At 40.2% G+C, this 18,393-nt stretch carries 13 protein-coding genes; 9 read left to right on the top strand and 4 right to left on the bottom strand.

The window, feature by feature from the left end:
• The first annotated feature begins 8 nt into the window (after positions 1-8).
• Entirely contained in the window at positions 9-638 is a 630-nt protein-coding gene (locus FTU36_RS04080) for an arylesterase (protein ID WP_078193022.1), read from the top strand.
• Positions 639-720: 82 nt separating this feature from the next.
• Here FTU36_RS04080 and FTU36_RS04075 read toward each other — a convergent pair whose 3' ends face one another.
• Complete coding sequence (locus FTU36_RS04075; protein WP_078189941.1) at positions 721-1,335, bottom strand: carbonic anhydrase; 615 nt, start codon at positions 1,333-1,335, stop codon at positions 721-723.
• Between the two features lie 334 nt (positions 1,336-1,669).
• Between FTU36_RS04075 and FTU36_RS04070 the strand changes: the two genes are divergently transcribed.
• Both FTU36_RS04070 and FTU36_RS04065 read left to right on the top strand, forming a co-directional pair.
• On the top strand, positions 1,670-2,710 hold the full coding sequence (locus FTU36_RS04070) for an alpha/beta fold hydrolase (protein ID WP_373686346.1): 1,041 nt from the start codon (positions 1,670-1,672) through the stop codon (positions 2,708-2,710).
• Positions 2,711-2,756: 46 nt separating this feature from the next.
• Positions 2,757-3,764: a hypothetical protein gene (locus FTU36_RS04065; RefSeq protein WP_180005270.1), complete on the top strand. Its 1,008-nt coding sequence runs from the start codon at positions 2,757-2,759 to the stop codon at positions 3,762-3,764.
• A 37-nt stretch (positions 3,765-3,801) separates the two neighbouring features.
• Here FTU36_RS04065 and FTU36_RS04060 read toward each other — a convergent pair whose 3' ends face one another.
• Positions 3,802-5,997, bottom strand: a complete 2,196-nt coding sequence (locus FTU36_RS04060; protein ID WP_180116850.1) for a TonB-dependent siderophore receptor — start codon at positions 5,995-5,997, stop codon at positions 3,802-3,804.
• A gap of 231 nt (positions 5,998-6,228) precedes the next feature.
• Positions 6,229-6,867 (bottom strand): Fe-S biogenesis protein NfuA, encoded by a 639-nt coding sequence (nfuA, locus tag FTU36_RS04055; RefSeq protein ID WP_078189947.1) that lies wholly within the window; start codon positions 6,865-6,867, stop codon positions 6,229-6,231.
• A 158-nt stretch (positions 6,868-7,025) separates the two neighbouring features.
• Between nfuA and FTU36_RS04050 the strand changes: the two genes are divergently transcribed.
• The 3 genes from FTU36_RS04050 to FTU36_RS04040 all read left to right on the top strand — a co-directional run bounded on the left by FTU36_RS04050 (position 7,026) and on the right by FTU36_RS04040 (position 9,839).
• Positions 7,026-7,643 (top strand): rhomboid family intramembrane serine protease, encoded by a 618-nt coding sequence (locus tag FTU36_RS04050; protein WP_111884441.1) that lies wholly within the window; start codon positions 7,026-7,028, stop codon positions 7,641-7,643.
• 246 nt (positions 7,644-7,889) lie between these two features.
• Entirely contained in the window at positions 7,890-8,069 is a 180-nt protein-coding gene (locus FTU36_RS04045; RefSeq protein WP_180005268.1) for a hypothetical protein, read from the top strand.
• 219 nt (positions 8,070-8,288) lie between these two features.
• The gene (locus FTU36_RS04040; RefSeq protein ID WP_180113052.1) at positions 8,289-9,839 is read left to right on the top strand and encodes a hypothetical protein; all 1,551 of its coding nucleotides are present in this window, start codon (positions 8,289-8,291) and stop codon (positions 9,837-9,839) included.
• Positions 9,840-10,004: 165 nt separating this feature from the next.
• Here the strand turns inward: FTU36_RS04040 and FTU36_RS04035 are convergent, their stop codons facing one another.
• The gene (locus FTU36_RS04035; RefSeq protein ID WP_111884444.1) at positions 10,005-11,624 is read right to left on the bottom strand and encodes an inorganic phosphate transporter; all 1,620 of its coding nucleotides are present in this window, start codon (positions 11,622-11,624) and stop codon (positions 10,005-10,007) included.
• 479 nt (positions 11,625-12,103) lie between these two features.
• Here FTU36_RS04035 and metH point away from each other — a divergent pair, with 479 nt between their 5' ends.
• From metH to FTU36_RS04020, 3 genes are all read left to right on the top strand, one after another.
• Complete coding sequence (metH, locus tag FTU36_RS04030) at positions 12,104-15,793, top strand: methionine synthase (RefSeq protein WP_180116849.1); 3,690 nt, start codon at positions 12,104-12,106, stop codon at positions 15,791-15,793.
• A gap of 102 nt (positions 15,794-15,895) precedes the next feature.
• A complete protein-coding gene (locus FTU36_RS04025) occupies positions 15,896-17,182 on the top strand; it encodes an AAA family ATPase (RefSeq protein ID WP_180116848.1) in 1,287 nt (428 codons plus the stop codon).
• The gene (locus FTU36_RS04020; protein ID WP_180116847.1) at positions 17,175-18,059 is read left to right on the top strand and encodes a hypothetical protein; all 885 of its coding nucleotides are present in this window, start codon (positions 17,175-17,177) and stop codon (positions 18,057-18,059) included. The genes FTU36_RS04025 and FTU36_RS04020 overlap by 8 nt, the downstream gene beginning before the upstream one ends.
• The last annotated feature ends 334 nt before the right edge of the window (positions 18,060-18,393 follow it).

Here is an 18,393-nt window from a genome sequence, read left to right as displayed (position 1 = left end):
TTCCCTATATGCAAAATCGCATTCAAAATAATCGTCTATTGAGTTACTTGCTGGCTATTGCACTGATGTTCTGCCCGATGCTGCTCTCTGCCAAAACCATCATGATTTTGGGCGATAGCTTAAGTGCAGGTTATGGTGTTTCAGTGCAGCAAGGTTGGGTCCACTTATTACAAAAACGTCTAGACCAACAGTATCCGAAACAACATAAAGTGGTCAATGCAAGTGTCAGCGGTGAAACCACCAGTGGTGCTTTGGCACGACTGCCTAAACTGTTGCAAACTCATCGTCCAGACCTTGTGGTGATTGAGTTAGGTGGTAATGATGGTTTACGCGGACAGCCCCCTGCACAAATTCAAAAAAATTTAGCGCAGCTGATTCAAAAAAGCCAACAGGCCAAATCGAAAGTCATTTTATTTGGAATGAAAATTCCACCGAATTATGGCAAGGCATATAGCCAAGCTTTTGAAAATAACTATCAAGTGTTGAGCCAACAGTACAAAGTCAAATTATTGCCTTTCTTTATGCAAGGGGTTGCGGGACATAAAAACTTAATGCAACAAGATCAGATCCACCCGAATGCCAAAGCGCAAACAATTTTGCTGAACAATGCTTATCCATTGATCAAAGCAAGTTTATAAATTTAGTTGGTGAAAATCGGTTCATAAAAAAGGCGCTTCATTTGAGCGCCTTTTTTAATATCTTGTCTTTACTGTAATTTGCTTAGAAATCGTAGAAGCTTACTTCACCTGTTTCGAGTGAATACTCAGCGCCTACCACTTTTAATTTGCCTTGCGCAATTAAGTTTTCGAGGACTGCTGAACCATGACGAAGTTGATTCACTGATGCAAAAACGTTTGAACGTACTGCATGCATTGAAAGTTTTTCAAGGTCATCTTTCAATTCAGTTTGCATGAGTATTTCTACAGATGGACGAACGCGGTTCACAATCGACATCAAGTTTGCTGATGGTGGTGTCGCAGGGTTAGTTAAAGCTTCAATCGTAGAATGAATCGCGCCACAGTGTGTATGACCCAATACAATGACCACAGGACATCCAAAGCTTTCTGCTGCAAATTCCACGCTACCGACTTGAGACGGTGCCACAATATTACCTGCAACACGAATCACGAATAAATCGCCTAAGCCTTGGTCAAATACCATTTCAGCAGGAACACGTGAGTCTGAACACCCTAAAATAATCGCAAAAGGTTCTTGGCTTTCGGCCATTTCAGCACGTTGTTGATGCGTCAAAAGCTTCGGGTGATTCGTTTCACCGTTTACAAAACGTTGATTCCCTTTCTTTAAACGATCTAAAGCTTCTGCTGCTGCTAGCATGTTCTAATTACCCTTATCCGAAGTTGCAATATTTTAATCCCAGTCGAATCGATTGTCACTTGCAAAAACAATTGCTGTGAATTTTTTCTACGACGATGCATCTTGATAGAAAATGCTACTCCACATTCATCAAAAAAAATTATTTTTTCTGTAATGGTTCACATTATTAAAACGCAAGTTTAACCACGTCAAAAAAGCAATGGATGACAAAGGTCATTTTTAATTTACAATATATTTCATAAATATACGCTTTCGCTATTTCAGCCCATTCTGATAATAGTCATATAAATGATCTAAAAAATATATCGATTCGATTTAACTGGGGTAAACGTCAATGAAAGGACATCATTCACGCATTTTTGGCTTTTTCAAGCTAGCAACAATTTGCTGTATGACGTTTACTGCCAACAACACTTTGGCTGCAAATCCGTCTCCCATCAGCAAAAACCTGGCTGTACCCTCTATCGTGCAAAACTATTTGAACCAAGAGCGTAAAGCGGCTGGTTTAGTCACACACAGTGTTCAAGTCGGGAATGTGAATTGGAGTTATAGCGAAGGCGGTCAACGCTCTAAACCTACCATCTTGCTGATTCATGGTTTAGGTGGCACACGTGATAATTGGAATCGTGTTGCGCATTATTTAACACCGAACTATCACGTGATTATCCCCGACCTACCGGCCAATGGCGATACGCATGTGCCGGTCGATTTTGATGTCTCAGTGCCGAATGTCACGGAACAACTACGCCAGTTTGTCCTTAAAATAGATATTGAAGATAAACTGAATGTCGCAGGTCACTCATTGGGTGGTTCCATTGCCACGGTATATGCCTCTCAATATCCCTTTGATACCCAAAGCCTATTTTTACTCAACAGCGCGGGCATTTATAAACAGGCCAATACCAGTTATACCCGCGACCCGTATAAACTTAAAAATTTAATCGTTTCAAAACCGGGTGATTTAGATGATGTTATGCATAAACTCATGCAAAATCCGCCCAATGTTCCAACACAGCTTAAAGAAGCGCAGGAAAATATCTTAATTGCGCGTGCGCCCTTCACCAGTAAAATGATCGATCAAGTCGTCACACTCAATCGAATCTACACCCCTGAAACTTTTGCTCGATTAACACGAACGGTGGAAGCACCAACCCTGATCCTTTGGGGCAAACAAGATAAAATTTTTAATGTTGAAGTGGCTGGCGAACTCAAGTCGTTACTGAAACGTGCAGAAACCCCTGTAATTTTAAATAACGTCGGTCATATGCCAATCTTAGAAGCCGAACAACAAGTTGCAGACCATTACTTACCTTTCCTTGCGAAAAGTCAAAAGTTTAAAAACCCTTTGGTAGATAAACTGATTCAGTTAAACTGAGCATTCGCCATTTTTAGATACCCATCACTGGGACTTCAGGGAAAGTATGCAGAAAAACCCGATGATTGAGCAGTTGATTGACGCTCAACTGAACTTTTTAGATCAGAGCTTTTCACACAATGATACCGTAGCCACTGAATTCACCCATTTTTATCAATGGTTTCGTAAACAAACTTTGCAGCAGATTTGGAGTTTTGATCAAATCAATGCCTTGTTGCAGAAACAAATTTTAAATACCCCTGCAAGTCAATTTCTGATTGAGCAAATTGCTGAACATATCAAATTTGCACTGATTCATCCTGCAAATGACAGCACCACGATTGCCGAAATCATTCCTGTGTTGACCATTGATAAAATTGCACAGTATGTGGCGAGTAAACAGGGACATCGTCAACGTTTAATTCATACCATGGTCAACAATCCTGCATTTTCAGCCATGATCAGTCAGTTGATTCAACATGCGATACAAGATTATTTAGACAACTCAGTTATTGCGAAATCTGTCCCCGGTGTTTCACGATTTATGAAAATGGGGAAATCGGTACTGGAAAATGTCACTGATACCAATTTAGATAATGCAGTCAGCAAATACTTACAAAAGAATATTTTAAAGCTCAGTCAAATGAGTGAAACCGTGTTAAATCAGCACTTTGATGATCATAAGCTGTACCATTTTCAAGCCAATTTGTGGCATAAAATTAAAGCGCTGCCAGTTTCAGTATTAAAGAACTATGTTGAAGTTCAGGACTTGCCGCAAACAGTTGCCATGGGTCATGAAATTTGGGACTTTATGCGACAGTCTGAGTATATGAAACAGCAAGTGCATGATGGCGTATACGCTTGGTACGTGCGCAATGCAGAACGCCCTTTTGATTTATTGCTACGTGATTTAAATATTGATGAAGCACTGATTCAGCATGAACTTCAAAACTTACTCAATCCTATCGTTCAACAAATGATTGAGTCGGGTTATTTGCGTGAGCGTTCCCGTCTGTATTTAGAACAATTCTACTACTCAAGTGAAGCACTGAAAATTTTAAATATCCCAACATAAAAAAAGCCGCGTTAAGCGGCTTTTCTTTTAGAAATACTTAGAACTGGTATTTCAAACTTGCATAGTAAGCACGACCCGGCTCGTTATATGTTTGATTGACCGTTTTATCACGCAGTTTTTGCTCATCAAATAGGTTATTCACACCGATACGAGCACTCAAATCCGCATTAAATTTATAACCAAAGTTAATGCCTGCAATGCCATAACTTTTCACGCTATCCATCGCCAAGCCATCTTTGCTTTCAAGACTGGTTTCTGCATATTGACGTGGCTTTTGACGACCATATTGGGTATAGACAAAGTTACTGTCTAATCGATCCGTGATGTTGTAGTTCAAAATAGAGTTCAGTGTGTAATTCGGAATCACTGAAAGCGGATTGCCAGTACGTTTATCTTCAGAGTTGATCATATAAGTAACGTTATTGGTCCACGTGATATCACCCCAGTCCAAAGAAATACTTCCTTCAACACCTTCCACCAAGGCTTCTGGCGTATTCATCCAACGCAGTACATTATATGTTGTACCATTTACTTCTAGTTCTTCTAGACGCGTATCCCCTGCAACGATCTTATTTTTATAATCATTACGGAACCATACAAAGCTTGCATTTACGATGTCTTTTTCGAACTGCACACCTAACTCTTTATTCACTGAAGTTTCAGGTTTGAGATCGCCATTACCTTGTAATAGACATTGGCTCAGCCCAATCGGACAGCCATTACCGCGAGTGCTTAACAGATAACCTTCCGCATTTTGGTACATATTGGGTGCTTTATACGCCTTAGCCACACCACCTTTTAGTGTCCAATAGTCACCAAGTTTTTGCGTAATATTGAGACTTGGACTCCAGCTATCTCCCGATTTACTATGATTATCATAACGCAGTGCCAAAACAACATCGGTGCTTTCGCCCAAATTCATATTATTTTCAATATAGGCCGACGCAATCCGTGAATCCATTTGTGAACGGTCACCTGAAGTCAGCGCATCACCAAAACCGCCTGCGCCAGCTTGTGTATTAACCGTATCGGTAAAGTCATCTTCGACCCACTCAGTGCCTAAAGTTAATACTTGTGGGACATACCATTGGAACGGCAGATTGGCTTCTGCATTAAAGCGAATGGTTTCTAGATGTGACGTTTGTTTATTTTCAAGATTATTAATCTGTCCCTCAGTACTACCGCCTGTTCCTTCAGGTAGGCGTTTATTTTTGGTTTTGTCATATTGCGCAATGAGTTTACTATCGCCCCAACCCCACGTACCTTCATGGGTTAATGCAAAACTATCACGATAAATGGTATTGGTTTCTTCACCAATTAAAGCCGATAGAATAGGCGCTTTGTTTGGATCGGCTGGATCAAATACACTGTTTTGACTGTCGCCTGCAAAACGGTTGCCTTGGCGGCCAACACTTGCATCAAACATCAAGACTTGTTGATCATTCAACTGCCAAGCCAAGCGCCCTGCGATATCTTTATTTTCAACGCCTTCTCGACCCGCCATACGCGCGCCATTGTCCATTAGAGCATTAATATCCGCAGCATCTGAATCGGTTTTGTTATAACTACCGTATAACCGATATGAAAGGACATCTTTGAGAATTGGCCCGCTTAAGTTAAAGCTTTCACGGTGACTTGCGCCCTCTTTAGCGTCTTCAGGTTGATTGGTAAAAACTTCCACAGAGCCATGCACGTCGTTGGTCACTTTCTTGGTTTTAATATTGACCACACCACCCATCGCACCTGAACCATAACGCGCTGCTGCTGGACCACGCAGCACTTCAATCGATTCAATAGCATCCGCAGGTACCCAGTTCGAATCACCACGTGTATCACGCTCACCGCGCCAGCCATAACGTACTGAGTTTCTCGAATTTACAGGCTTGCCATCAATTAAGATCAACGTGTTTTCAGGCCCCATACCACGGATATCAATCTGACGGTTATTACCACGTTGCCCGGTGGCACTGTTACCAGTCAAATTCACACCCGGCATACGGCGCACATACTCTGAAATATCATTCACAACCGGCATTTTTTCTAAATCTTCTGCCGTAATTTTTGAAGCACCTAATGATTGTTTAACCTGTTCTGCTGCAGTAACAACAATGGTTTCCATCTTCGTTACGGATTCGTCTGTTGCTTCAGTTTGCACATCTTCTGCATGCGACAAACTTACCAATGCACAGAGTATTGAAAGTGTAAGCGTTGATTTTAATAGTTGTTTGGTCATTGAGTGCTTCCAAATGAACGTATTTATGGAGAAATCTTGAATATTGTGTTGCACATTGTAACTACCACGAACATATTGCAACTAATTTTAATAATCATTCTCATTTATATTTGTGATATCGCTTATCATCTCACTGTAAAAACCTCAGAAACCATTTAAAAATCTTCGTTTTATTTGATTTAGACAATAAAAAAGCCGCATCATTGCGGCTTTTTTATAACAATACTGAACTTATTTGAAATAAGCACCTTCAGTATTACTGTGATCCGTTTGGTCAACAACACGCATTAACTCAGGTACATGCTGCTTCAATGTTGTTTCAACACCTTGTTTCAGGGTTAAATCGATTGAAGAACAACCTTGGCAACCACCACCGAATTTAAGCACTGCAGTTAAACCATGTTCTGCATCTTCAACCACCTCTACCAATGCACAGTTACCACCATGACCTGCAAGTCCAGGGTTAATTTCTGACTGTAGAACATAAGTGATTCGCTCTTCTACAGAGGCATCTGGACCCACACGTGGCACTTTTGAGTTTGGCGCACGGAAAGTTAACTGACCACCAAAACGGTCTTTGTTATAGTCAATCACCGCATCCAAAAGATATGGAATAGACGGTGTGTCAATAAATGCAGGGAAATCTGGATAGTCTTGTTTATAGTCTGTAGGCACAACTTCTTCTGGTGCACTGTAAGCCATACAACATTCAGCACGTGGCGTACCCGGATTTTCCACAAAAACACGTACACCAATGCCCGGTGTATTTTGTTTATCCAAAAGATCTTTCAAATACTCTTGGGCATTTGGAGTGATCAATAGGTTTGGAATTTCTTCAGCAACTGCTGTGCTGTTGTTCTCAGTCGACATTACAATATTTCCTCAAGCTGAAGTCGCTATTTTAACTTAAGATGCGGGGCATTAGAAAAAAATCAACTAAAATTGTCGGAATTATTCTGAAAGTTCACGCTTTAGGCAGATTTAATGGCATTATTGAGCATAAATTTTAACAAGTAGAATAGTCATATATGTTGGGCCTACCCTTTAACCACACCGTGACCATTATCCTGATTACGGTGGTGATTTCACTGATTGCATTTTCAAATCAGAAAGTGATGAATCGTTTGTTATTTTGGCCGCCAGCCCTTAGTCGTGGCGAGTATGACCGATTTATTAGCCATGGTTTTATTCATGCAGATGGCGCGCACCTATTGTTCAACATGATTACCTTATTTTTCTTTGGTAGCGTGATTGAAAGTTTTTATCGCCAATATTTCTTCGACATGGGCTTTGTGCTGTTTTACTTGGGCGGCTTGATAGCGGCGATTATTCCGAGTTATTTAAAACATAAGCACGATACCCATTGGGCAAGTTTAGGGGCTTCTGGGGCGGTATCTGCAGTGCTCTTTGCATATATCTTGTTTGAACCGTGGAAACTGATTTTTGTATTCTTTATTCCTGTTCCGGCGATTATTTTTGCCGTGCTATATGTGGCTTATAGTATCTGGTCAGGTAAACGTGGCAACAGCAACATTAACCACAGCGCACACCTTTGGGGCGCAGCGTATGGTGTAATCATGACGATTATTCTTGAACCGAAGCTCATTCCACATTTCTTAAGTCAGTTATTAAACGTTCCTTTCTAAACGTTAAGTCTAAAAAATCAGTCTGATTTAACCTGTAATATGACAGCCTAAACCGTTTCAGTTTAGGCTTTTTTATTGTGCAGAGTTTAACCTCATGACCATTGATCTTTTCTTTAGCCAATTTCCCACATCTACAACACCGCACTTTAAATATCGAGCTATACAATTTCACAGCAGATTGAAACGCTATCTATCCTTGCCCTGATTTAAACTGAAATGACACAGAATAAAAAAAGGAAAATTCCAATGAAAATAGTCCTGATGTTCTCAAGTTTGCTGTTGACCTGCGTGTTGAGTGCTTGTGCCGTTCACACCCGTGAAGGCAGTATCGTGGTCGACCCAGATCGTAATCACTATCCTTATAATTACCCAGATCGCCATGGTGACTTTTGCCCGCCTGGACAGGCAAAAAAAGGCCGTTGTTGATTTGCCGTTATTGATTTAATGCCCTCTTCTTTTAAGCCTTCAAATCGAAGGCTTTTTCAATTCCGGCAATAAAAATTGACGCTGTATATTCTACGAAAGTTCACAAAAGCACATGACAAATCATATAAATCTGGCACTTTATGCCACCCTATTTTTTAATTTGGCATAGATAATGTATACATCTGTATATTAATGACAAAATTAGCTGAGATATTTTGCATGTCGAGTTCAACTGAAGGTCTTCAATTTCCCATTTCGGCTTCAAACCAAAAGCCGAGTACATCTAAAACTGGTCGTGAAATTATCGCTGAAGCCTTAGCTGCAGTTGACCATCACTCTTCTGTACGTGCAAAACAAGAAAAAAACTGGCGTAAAAAATATCCTGAATATTTTAAAGCCTTGGTTGAACATGGGATTCAATCATCTGAAGCCGCGATCAACATTGCTGAGCAAGGTTTAAATAAAGCGCATCACGTCTTTGAGTTTTATCGTGATCAAGGAAAGCATACGCTCAAAGATGCAGTAGCTTTGACTGCACATCCGCTGCATACCGTGAAATTAAAAGGTGAAAGTGACGCTGCACCTGAGTGGTATGTGCCCTATCATGGTCAAAAACTTCAAGGTGAGGCTTTACTGGCTCAGATTCAAAAATGGCAAGATGCTGGCATTATTGAAGCAAGTCATGCCGACGCATTACGTGAAGCCATTGCACACCCAGAATGGTTCGATTTGTCAGATCGGACAATGGTGCTTTTTGGTGCTGCCTCCGAAGCTGGCCCTCTGACGTGGTTAGCAAAATGGAAAGCCAATATTGTGGCAATTGACCTGAATAATGAACGTGTTTGGGATCGAATCTTAAGCACGGTTCAGGCCGGTAATGCCACTTTATATGCGCCAAGTCTCGACGCTGTGCATGAAAACACACCCATTCAAGAACTAAAACACAAATTGGGCGCCAATTTACTAACACACATTCCTGAAATTGCACAATGGCTTGCACAAAGTGAACATCAGCTTGATCTGGCTGCAATTGCCTATTTAGATGGTGAAAAGCATGTTCGTGTTGCAATGGCCATGGACAGCATCATGGCCTATGTCAGCCAGCAAAAAGCCGACACCAGCTTGATGTTTATGTGTACTCCGACCGATGTCTATGCGGTGCCAGAAGAGATTGTTACGGCAGCGCAAGCCAAATTCCAAAACCGTGCTTCTGCACAAAAGCTTTTGACGCAAAGCATTGCCAAAGTCACAGGTCAGCATTTCTTTAAGCAAAATAATGAGCAAACCACCACAGCAGACAATGGAAAATCCTATGGTATCGCTGACTGTTTGGTGGTGGAACAAGGTCCAAACTACGCACTCGCAAAACGTATCCAACAATGGCGCGCAACTGTCGCACGTCAAAATGGTCAGCGGGTTAGTATCAATATTGCGCCATCCACCACGACTCGCTCAGTGACGAAGAATCCATTATTAAAAGCCGCATTTAATGGTGCGAGTTTATTTGATGTTGAATCCTTTCAACCTGAAACCACCAATGCACTCATGGCGGCTTTATGGATTCATGACTTGAGAAATCCTCACTCAGTTGCAAACCCTGAAACAGCGCTAGACCATCCTTTAGAACTCATGATGCATGGTGCCAACCATGGTGGCTTATGGCGTGTAGCTTATTTGGCACGTACCGCCTTACCTTTTGCAGCGCTGTATGGTTTTGCTGAAGAGAAATTGCCCGTGAAAAAAGTATTAGCGCTGTTTAAAAAAGCATAATTGCATTGGTTTAAATAAGTGTTGAACTTTGCAAAGTTTCAACTTGCTAGTTTGATTGTTCTAATTCGGCTCTCAGTCATCTCGTTAAAATCGGTGATGTCTGAGATAAAGCCATAAAAAAACGCTGCCGAAGCAGCGTTTTTTTATATCTGGAATTTGAGTTGCTCAGAACACTTTCAAGAATAACCAGTACAAGCAACCTGATAGACAGATCGTTGCAGGTAAAGTGAAGACCCAAGCCGATAGAATGGTTTTCACTGTTGCAAAGTTCAAACCTGACTTATTCGCGACCATGGTACCTGCAACCGCAGAGTTAAGTACGTGTGTGGTCGATACTGGCATACCAAAACCATCCGCAGCAGCAATCGTTGACATAGCAACAAGCTCGGCAGACATACCCTGACCATAGGTCATGTGGTTTTTACCAATACGTTCACCTACAGTCACGACAATACGTTTCCAACCCACCATGGTTCCAAGTCCCAGTGCCAATGCAACAGCGACTTTCACCCATGTTGGAATGTACTGTAAGAACGAGTCTAGGTGACTACGATATTCTTTCACAGTCTTTTGTTCAGCTTCTGCCATTGCTGGTAGTTGTTCAGCTTTATCTAGACGTTTAAAAGCAGTAGTACTTAAGTACATGTCATTACGAATCGAAGATACTTCTTGTTCGGGAATATCTTTTAAGTCGCCATACTGTGCAACACGCTCACCTAAATGATCGGTCAAACTTGCTAAAGCTGGCACAACTTCTGGGCTGACTTCTTTGGTTTGAATGTATTTGGTGAGTACATCACGCGCTTGTGCATCAGGAATATCCTTATGCTCTGCGTAGATCGCAGTCGCAGTTTGAGCAGATAACTGATGGAAAGATTGAATATGTTGATTATCTAAGTTCTTATTCAATGAATAAGCCAATGGCACACATCCGATCAAAATCAGCATGATCAGCCCCATACCTTTTTGACCATCATTTGAACCGTGCGCAAAACTTACACCTGTACAGGTAAAGATCAAAATTGCACGAATCAATGGTGGTGGCGGCTTATTGCCTTCTGGTGGTTGAAACAGTTCAAGCTGTTTGCGGAAAATACGCTTCACCAACAAGAAAACGAGAGCCGCAAATGCAAAACCAATCAGTGGCGAGAACAATAACGCCTTACCGACTTTAAGCACCTGCTCCATATCTACACCGCTCGCACCACCGCCTGCATTTAACAGGTAGTTCATGATGCCAACGCCAAGAATAGAACCAATCAAAGTATGCGAACTAGACGCAGGGATGCCTAAGAACCAAGTTCCTAAATTCCACAAAATCGCTGCGATCAGCATTGCGAAAACCATGGCAAAACCTGCACCTGAACCAACGTTCATAATCAATTCAACAGGTAATAAAGCAATAATGCCGTAAGCGACTGCACCACTGGCAACCATTACACCCAGAAAGTTACAGAAACCCGCCCACATTACTGCAACTGGTGCTGACAAGGCGTTGGTATAAATCACTGTTGCTACTGCATTTGCAGTGTCATGGAAACCATTTACAAATTCAAAGCCAAGTGCGATGAATAAGGCTGTGCCCAATAAAATCATTGAATAAAGACTTAAAGGCGGAACATGCGCTAAATCGGCAGTCACCTGAAAACCAATATATATCAACGTTGAAATAATCAGCGTTAAAAATACCGGCATAAAGAATTTCGGTGTAGGCACATGAACATTCGTGGACTTTTGAGGAGTCGACGTGTGCGCTGAATCTACGGGAGTTTGTTTAGAATTCATGCAGGCAGGAATAGAGGATTTTAAAATCCCCATATTGTTCAATTTAATTATGACAATTATATGACAAAGCGGTGTCATATAAAGCAATTTTTCATGCTTTATTTGTTTTTTTTAAGTGTTAAAAACCGACTTCCCTACTCTACTTTCATAAAGTAAATCAGTTATTTAATCTGCGTATTTAAACTTTATTTTCTTTGAAACCCAATATTTCAACTTATATTTCATCTGTCATGTTTTTTTGTCATTTTGCATAGCCCTGCTGGATGTTTTTTAATCTTGCCTGAGCAATATGACAAATTCATGAAGCTTTCCATACATTTATATGAAATTGGAATATGAAATTAGCAAGTTGCAATATTGCTCATTAATTCAACAAGCTAATAATTGCGCGCTGTAAAGATGGTTGAATATCAATAAAACTGCAATGAATTCTGTTAATATATTTGCCGATTTTATATTCCATCGGATTGGGGTTATTTATGTCCACGCTTGCCACCCTAAAAGAGCTGCTCGCTCAACGGATTCTGATTATCGACGGTGCAATGGGCACCATGATTCAGCGTCATAAACTCGAAGAAGCTGACTACCGTGGTGAGCGTTTTGCAGATTGGGCATCTGACCTCAAAGGCAATAATGACCTATTGGTGTTGACGCAGCCGCAAATTATCCAAGGCATTCATGAAGCCTACCTCGATGCTGGCGCAGACATTATTGAAACCAACAGCTTTAACGGCACTAAAGTTTCAATGTCTGACTACCACATGGAAGATTTGGTATCAGAGATCAACCGTGAAGCAGCGCGTATTGCTAAAGCCGCTTGTGAAAAATACTCTACGCCTGAAAAACCGCGTTTTGTTGCAGGTGTGCTTGGGCCGACTTCACGCACTTGCTCGATCTCGCCAAATGTAAATGACCCAGCATTCCGTAACATCACTTTTGATGAGCTAAAAGAAAACTATATTGAAGCTGCGCATGCCCTGATTGAAGGCGGTGCGGACATTCTGCTCATTGAAACTGTATTCGATACCTTAAACTGTAAAGCTGCCATTTTTGCAGTGAAAGAAGTGTTTAATCAGCTAGGCTATGAATTGCCATTGATGATTTCAGGCACCATTACCGATGCCTCTGGCCGAACTTTAACTGGCCAAACTGCTGAAGCGTTCTGGAACTCTGTGCGTCATGGTGACTTATTGTCGATTGGCTTTAACTGTGCCCTAGGTGCAGATGCCATGCGTCCGCACGTCAAAACCATTGCTGACGTTGCCGATACTTTTGTTTCGGCGCATCCGAACGCTGGCTTACCAAATGCCTTCGGCGGTTATGATGAAACCCCCGAACAAACAGCTGCATTTATTAAAGAATTTGCAGAAAGCGGCCTAATTAACATCACGGGCGGTTGCTGCGGTACAACGCCGGATCATATCCGCGCTATTGCCAATGCCGTAAAAGACATTGCGCCACGCCAAGTGCCAGAAACTAAGCCTGCTTGCCGTCTGAGCGGTTTAGAGCCGTTCAACATTACAGAAGATTCGCTGTTTGTGAACGTGGGTGAACGTACCAACGTAACAGGTTCTAAAAAATTCTTACGCTTAATCCGTGAAGAAAACTTTGCCGAAGCACTCGATGTTGCACAGCAGCAAGTTGAAGCTGGCGCGCAAATCATCGACATCAACATGGATGAAGGCATGTTGGATTCAGAAGGCGCAATGGTGCACTTCCTGAATCTTGTAGCATCTGAGCCTGAAATTTCACGTGTGCCGATCATGATTGACTCATCGAAATGGGACATCATTGAAGCGGGCTTAAAATGCGTACAGGGTAAAGCGGTTGTAAACTCGATCTCCCTCAAAGAAGGTTATGACGAGTTTGTACAGAAAGCGCGTTTGTGCCGTCAGTATGGCGCTGCCGTGATTGTGATGGCCTTTGACGAAAATGGTCAGGCAGATACTGCTGCACGTAAAAAAGAAATCTGTAAACGCTCTTATGATGTATTGGTGAATGAAGTGGGCTTCCCTGCTGAAGACATCATTTTTGACCCGAACGTGTTTGCAGTGGCAACAGGTATCGAAGAACACAACAACTATGCTGTGGACTTTATTGAAGCAACAGGCTGGATCAAGCAAAACTTACCACATGCGATGATTTCAGGCGGTGTGTCTAACGTATCGTTCTCCTTCCGTGGTAATGAACCTGTACGTGAAGCGATTCACTCTGTGTTCTTGTACCATGCCATCAAGCAAGGCATGACCATGGGTATTGTCAACGCTGGTCAAATGGCGATTTATGATGATATTGATGCTGAACTGAAAGCTGCGGTTGAAGATGTGATCTTGAACCAAAACCAAGGTGAAAGCCATCAAGAAGCTACAGAAAAGCTGCTTGAAGTTGCTGAAAAATACCGTGGTCAAGGTGCTGCGCAAAAACAAGTGGAAAACTTGGAATGGCGTGAGCTTCCCGTAGAAAAGCGCCTTGAGCATGCTTTAGTGAAAGGTATCACCACCTTTATTGATGAAGATACTGAAGAAGCACGTCTGAAAGCTAAACGTCCACTCGATGTGATTGAAGGTCCGCTGATGGACGGCATGAATGTGGTAGGTGATTTGTTCGGTTCAGGCAAAATGTTCCTGCCGCAAGTGGTGAAATCTGCACGTGTCATGAAACAGGCTGTAGCTTGGCTGAATCCGTTCATTGAAGCGGAAAAAACAGCTGGCCAATCTAAGGGTAAAGTCCTGATGGCGACTGTTAAGGGCGATGTGCATGACATCGGTAAAAATATCGTAGGTGTGGTGTTAGGCTGTAACGGCTATGACATCATCGACCTTGGCGTGATGGTGCCTTGCGAGAAGATTTTACAAACTGCGATTGATGAGAAAGTCGACATTATTGGTCTATCTGGCCTGATTACGCCGTCACTGGATGAAATGGTTTTTGTTGCGAAAGAAATGCAGCGCAAAGGCTTTAATGTTCCGCTAATGATTGGCGGTGCAACCACGTCTAAAGCGCATACTGCAGTTAAAATTGACCCGCAATATTCAAATGATGCAGTCATTTATGTAGCCGATGCTTCACGTGCGGTGGGTGTTGCAACAACTTTACTTTCTAAAGAAATGAAACCGAAGTTTGTTGAGGAAACACGTGCTGAATATGAAAAAGTCCGTGAGCGTATTGCTAACAAACAGCCAAAAGCAGCGAAACTGACGTATGCTGAATCTGTTGAAAATGGCTTAAAAATTGACTTTGCTGCCAATGCGCCTGTGAAGCCAAACTTTATTGGTACGCAAACGCTGACCAATTATCCATTGGAAACATTAGTTGAGTACTTTGACTGGACACCGTTCTTCATTTCTTGGAGTTTGGCAGGTAAATTCCCTGCTATCTTAACGGATGAAGTTGTAGGTGAAGCAGCAACTGACTTGTATGAACAAGCACAGACCATGCTAAAAGACATCATCGACAACAAACGTTTTGATGCTCGTGCTGTGTTTGGTATTTACCCTGCAAACCGTTCAGCAGCGGATTCGGTTGAAGTGTATAGCGAAGATGGTCAATCGGTTACGCATACCTTCCATCACATTCGTCAACAGTCTGATAAAGTGACAGGTAAACCAAACTTGTCATTAGCGGACTTTATTGCGCCTAAAGGTGTCGCAGAAGACTACTTGGGCGGTTTCACTGTATCGATCTTTGGTGCAGAAGAAATGGCCAATGAGTACAAAGCTAAAGGCGATGACTACTCTGCAATTCTTGCACAATCTTTAGGTGACCGTTTTGCGGAAGCGTTTGCGGAGCATTTGCACGAGCGCATTCGTAAAGAGTTCTGGGGCAACCAAGCTTCTGAAACCTTAAGCAATGAAGAATTGATTAAAGAGAAGTATATAGGCATCCGTCCTGCGCCGGGCTACCCTGCTTGTCCTGAGCATTCTGAAAAAGCGCCATTGTTTGATTGGTTAGGTTCTACCGATAAAATTGGTACGCAATTGACTTCTAGCTTTGCAATGTGGCCGCCTTCATCTGTCAGCGGTTTCTACTATGCAAACCCTGAAAGCCAATACTTTAACGTGGGTAAAATCGCAGGCGATCAGCTTGAGGATTATGCAAAGCGTAAAGGCTGGACTTTGGATGAGGCGAAGCGTTGGTTAGCGCCAAATTTGGATGATTCTGTGGTCTAACAAAAAATCGCTGCACCTTTTTATAAGGTGCAGCATCATATGATTGCATTTATAAACATAAAAAATTAAAATTAAAAAATATTTAAAAACAGTAGATTAACAATGTACCATTTAAAAAGTGCACATATTAAAGGTTTTTGGGGAACAAGAAATATTGAGTTGAACTTTAACTCGCATAGCAACTTCCTAATTGGAATCAATGGCTCAGGTAAAACAACAGTCGTTAATTTAATAGTAGCTTGTCTAGAAGCTGATTTTGAATATTTGATGGTATCTGAATTTAACGACATTGTAATTTCATTAAGAGCTGAAAAAAGTAATCGAGTAGCATCCTTAAAAATTTCCAAAAACAATGACCAAATTTCTTTTTATTTTAAGGAAAATTCAAAAGACAATTATGTATCAATCCTTAATGAAGAGATAAATGAGTTTAGACGTTACTCTAGCCATTATCGTAATGATTTTAGAAGAAGGAACATTATTCTAAGAGATAGTACCAAATTATCTTCCCTCTTTAATATAAGTTGGTTATCTGTTCACCGAACAAAAACCGACTATCGTGAAATTCGAAAGGAATATGATTCTAGTATTGACTTAAAGGTTAATGAACTTTCAAATGAATTGGTTCGCCTTTTTTCATTTTATAATCAAAAAATTACAGAACAAATAGATCAATTCCAAAAACAAGTATTCTTATCTTTACTATATAAAAGGGAAAATAAAAATAGTGTTATAGACTCATTTATAAAGCTAGATGCAAAAAAAGAAAAAGACGCTTTAGAAAATATCTACAAACACTTTAATCTTGACTCTGGCGACTTGAGATCAAAAATTAATAATCATTTTTCAGCTTTAGATAAAGCTCAACAAAAACTTAAAAATGCAGATAATGCTGTACCAATAGAACTTAATGATTTTTCAGTACTTTTCAGTACAGAAAGAATCGACTTTATTGTAGAAAAATGGAATGAACACTTAGTTCAAAAATCTAAAATTGAAGAACCTAAAGATAAGTTCCTCAACATTTTAAATTCAATGATGCAGAGAAAGAAATTTTACATTAATGCACGTAATGAACTAGAGGTTATAACTCAATCAAATAAACCACTTTTATTGAGCCAACTCTCATCTGGAGAAAAGCAACTTTTAATTATTTTGGGAGAAGCATTCTTACAGCAAAACAAGAGGTTTATATATTTTGCCGACGAACCTGAACTATCATTACATATTAATTGGCAAGAAAATCTTGTACAACATTTAAAAGAACTTAATCCAAATGCACAAATAATTTTTGCTACACACTCTCCTGATATTGTTAGTTGCTTTGGAGAAAACATTATAAATATGGAAAATATTATTACTGAAGCAGAGGTAGCATCAAGTGAATAATGTTCCATTTAATAGATCACCTCATGGTCAATCCAATCAAAATGCATTTAATAATGTAGATTTAACTGCTTATACGGAAGGCGGAAAAAAAAGCTATACAATTGTTCAAATCGAAAATGGGCAATTTAGCTCTACTTCAGTTGATATTGATTTTTGGAAGACTATTTTAAAAATTCACGGTTGTAATAGAAAAATTCACTTTAAAGCCATTGGCTCTAAAACCAGTGGAGATGAAATCACTGACCGAATTATTAATGGTAAAATAAAAAATACTTTAATTTTCAAAGATAAAGATCTAGATCATTACTTAGAAAAATATATAACACATCCTAAAATAATTTATACAAAAGGCTATAGCTGGGAAAATGACGTATTTACAAAACAAAATATTATTAATTTAATTAGCGAATATATTTTCGATGACATCCCATTAGATTCAAATACTAAAATAGAAAATAGTTTTCATAATTTAGAAAGAATTGGCTCTAAGCTTATAAGGCTAGAAATAATTTTTAGAAAAAAAGGAATACGTTTTTTGACAAATGTTTCAGGTGAGGCAATCATTAAAAATGGCGAAATTGATATGGATTTTCTTATTAAAAAAATCAAATCAATAGTTGAAAATCAAAATATTCAAAGACCTTTCAAATATGTCAAAATTGTAAGTTCTTTTGATTTCTATCATGATTGTTATGGAAAAATTTTTGAGAGTGTCTCATACCATCTCACTGCGAATATATTAAAGGAACTAACTGATATTAAAAATTTTTCTAAAGACATCTTCCAGAAAAATGTATTACGTATTTTCTTTAACACCTTGAAACAAAAGAAAGATACTTACTATCTTACTATTGCCGAAAATATTAATGCTGCTTAACAGTCTAATTTAATTTTTATCCTCTCCACAGGGGAGAGGATAAACAATGTAAATATTTTACAAATGATTTCAAAACTTATTTATGAGTATCAACTAAGAATCCATTCAAACAATACAAATAAACCACCTCATTAATCCCCCCCATCACCTGCCCATTCTAGTCTCAGTATTATTTTCATTACCCTCACCCCAGCCCTCTCCCAAAGGGCATAGGTATCTACACATTTTTTATAAATTGAATGCGATCTGAGCAATCGCATTCAGCTCATCAGACGAATACTCTGACAACAACTGAAGAGTGTTCAATAGTATTGAAAGCCCTGCCAGTATGGCA

The organism is Acinetobacter sp. YH12096 (assembly GCF_013419215.1).
In the GTDB taxonomy this organism is placed as follows: domain Bacteria; phylum Pseudomonadota; class Gammaproteobacteria; order Pseudomonadales; family Moraxellaceae; genus Acinetobacter; species Acinetobacter amyesii.
The sequence above is the reverse complement of the archived record's forward strand: the minus strand, read 5'-3'. Positions and strand labels throughout refer to the sequence as shown.